A 2,834-nucleotide genomic window follows, 5' to 3' on the forward strand; every position below is an offset into this window, starting at 1 on the left:
CTCGTCCGTAAGGCGAACGATCTCGGCCATTTTGTCCAGCGCCGTCGGAGCAATGCCGGACGGTCGGGGCATGTAAAGAAGAAGGCCTTCGAACCCCTTGGTCGTGAACCGCTCCTGCCAGCGCCACACGCAGGTCCTCGACGTGCCCGTGTCCGCCGTGATCGCGTTGGTGCAGGCCCCGTCACCGCTCAGCAGAACGATCCGGGCAAGCCAGAAATGTATCTGCGGGCTCTTCGGATTGGCGATGATGGCCTTCAATTGCTTGCGATCGCGGGATGGCAGCGTGAACATGATCCCGGTGCACATGTCGCCCAGACGCGCATCGAAACCGCCTCAGGGGAAGCCTGCACCGGGACTTTTTTGAACCGAACTATCCAATAGGGTCTCGACCCCGTCCCAAATCCTCAATCGTCAGATCCGGATGCTCCGGCCTGCCGGCTGCGATACGATCTTGGTGAATGGGCGCTCGTGCGCGAATGGGCCGGATCGGCGTCAGCGGCGGGCTGCGTAGCGACCGATATCCGTCCGAAGGAGTCGCAGTCGACGCATTGCTCGAACTCACGTGGCGGAAACGCCAGCAAGGCTATGGGATAGCTTGGAACCGAAGGTGATGCTTCCACCGGCTGGTTCGGGCGAAGTGTCCGTACCCATCGTTGAGCCTCCAGCTCAAAGCGTCGATTTTCACACCGAAGCAGAACAGGAGCCGAGCAGTGAACGTCCATGTGACCGCCACAAACGACCTACTCGGCGACGACATCTACGGGCCTCGCGGCTGACCGGTATTTCTTCCCGGACGCTCCGGTCATGGCTTCGTAGTTTCCGGATCACCGGCCGTGCTTATGAGTCTTCGTGAACGACTCAAATCGAGATTGATAATTAGCATCTATATCTCGGGTCGATCATCGAATTTAGGCTTCAGGTAACGTTAGTCACCATGGCGCCCGACGTTGAGTTAAATCCTCTATCGCAATCAAGTCCCCTTCACTCGAGAAGAAAAACTTAAATAATGGCTTTACGATCCCGATCTCATCTAGTGGAAAAAATGCCTGCACCACCGAAGAGCTTACTAATGATTTATCACAAAACGGAGATTGCGCTTTGAGCGTGTCATGTTCATATTTTATGTCATTTTTAAGCAAAAATTCAAATAGGCTACTCTGATTTTTAAGGATATCCTCACCCAAATAATTCCTAATAGAGTCAGTTGAATTTTTAGGGCAGATGACAATCTCATCTCGAATTCCGGGCATCATATATTGCACCTCATCCGTGTAGGTCCCTACACCAACTGCAACTATCGAGTACATTACCAAATAAATGATCCACACAAGCATTACTCCATATCCATCGGGTCAATTCGATCTTCATCACCGTGCTCCTCGTTATGGTCGGCATCTCTCGATGAAGAGTTTTTGATATTTAAATCGTTATTGGAAGCAGGCAAATGAACCTCCGTATTATTTTGAGGCTTAATGCCAGCTATAGCCTCATAGGCGCTTTTTGCATATGTATTTGAATCTTTATAGAGAGTGTTATATTGAATGTCACTCTGATTGACTTCGTATGTTGAAGGGTTTAATTCGACCCTCAACTTCACGAATTGTGTCAAAAGTTACGGTTTTAGTTACCGTAATCGTTCCGCTTCGTCCGAAATCGATGCTCGAATCTGCCGGCGGGTCCGATGCAACCACGTACCCACGCGCATCCATGCCTGAAATCGCTAATGGCACATTGACACCTCGCGAAGGGCCTGCCGGTGTAATTCGCGCTTCACCAGTCTCTGTATCGCGGTATTCTACATGCGCGTGGCCGTATTCACCTCCAACAAGAGGATAGGAGTTAAGCGAATATGCCTTCACCGCGACTTTGGTTTCCTCTCCGTTCGGGTCCAAATTATTTATCGGCTCATTGCCGGCATAGGCATAGCGATTGACCCCCACCCCCGGCACATCGGGATCGAGCAAATCGGGTTGGATGAAGCGTAAGCATTCGGTGAGGGCCGCGGGTACTGTGGATCGCGGCTATGGCTCAGGTGGTTTCGGCGGAGGACGCCGGCCCCTTCCAGTTCCATGGCAGCAGCTCGTGGAGACGCCCCTGCGGCATCGCGGCGATCCGGATGAGTACATCGGCGAGCCAGGCCTGCGGATCGACGTCGTTGAGCTTCGCTGTGGCGATCAGCGTTGCCATGGCGGCAGCGCGGTCGGCGCCGCGCTCGGAGCCGGCGAAGAGCCACGCCTTGCGGCCGAGGGCAAATCCCCGGAGCGCCCGCTCGGCCGCGTTGTTCGTGATGCAGATCCTGCCGTCCTCGAGGAAGCCGGCGAAGCGGTCCCAGCGCTTCAGCATGTAATCCATCGGTTTGGCGACGGCGGCCGATCGCGACAGGCGGGCGCGTTCCTCGCGTAACCACGCCTGGAGGTCTGATACGAGCGGCGCGCTCACCTCCTGTCGCACCCGCAGTCGCTCCGCCGCGTCGAGGCCGTTGATGGTGCGCTCGATGTCGAACAGCGCGTCGATGCGCCGGACGGCCTGCAGCGCGACCGGCGAGATGACCGGCGCTCGGCCGTCGCGCCGGACCCGCGCGGCGATGTCGGCGAGTTCGAAGAACGGACGCCGCGCGTGCGCCCAGCACAGCGCCGGCGTGACCGCGCCCTCGGCGCGCGACGGATCGTAGAGCGTGTTGTACCCGCTGTAGGCGTCGGCCTGGAGAATGCCGGCGAAGCCGCGCAGATGGCGCTCGGGGTGCTCCTGCCGCCGATCGCGCGAAGCATAGTAGAGCGCGGCTGGAGGCGCCCTCCCGCCGAACGGCCGGTCGTCGCGGACGTAAGCCCAGATGT

3 protein-coding genes and 1 pseudogene (1 of these 4 cut by a window edge) are annotated in these 2,834 nt (G+C 57.2%); all 4 read right to left on the minus strand.

Features of this window, described 5'->3' with window-relative positions; genetic code table 11:
- Nucleotides 1–306, minus strand: a pseudogene (locus L1787_RS13380) (transposase); its annotated part reaches 522 nt to the left of the window's first position; the annotation flags it as partial.
- A gap of 623 nt (nt 307–929) precedes the next feature.
- On the minus strand, nt 930–1,334 hold the full coding sequence (locus tag L1787_RS13385; protein WP_235709353.1) for a hypothetical protein: 405 nt from the start codon (nt 1,332–1,334) through the stop codon (nt 930–932).
- 210 nt (nt 1,335–1,544) lie between these two features.
- Complete coding sequence (locus L1787_RS13390) at nt 1,545–1,964, minus strand: RHS repeat-associated core domain-containing protein (RefSeq protein WP_235709354.1); 420 nt, start codon at nt 1,962–1,964, stop codon at nt 1,545–1,547.
- Nucleotides 1,965–2,028: 64 nt separating this feature from the next.
- Nucleotides 2,029–2,834: IS66 family transposase (gene tnpC / locus L1787_RS13395; protein ID WP_235706442.1), on the minus strand; the 806-nt coding region annotated here is incomplete at its 5' end.

The sequence above is a fragment of the Acuticoccus kalidii genome, assembly GCF_021556395.1.
Lineage (GTDB): Bacteria > Pseudomonadota > Alphaproteobacteria > Rhizobiales > Amorphaceae > Acuticoccus > Acuticoccus kalidii.

What these genes read in the sequence shown, in the direction of transcription:
- L1787_RS13385 (WP_235709353.1), bottom strand. Translation starts at nt 1,334, where the DNA reads ATGCTTGTGTGGATCATTTATTTGGTAATGTACTCGATAGTTGCAGTT.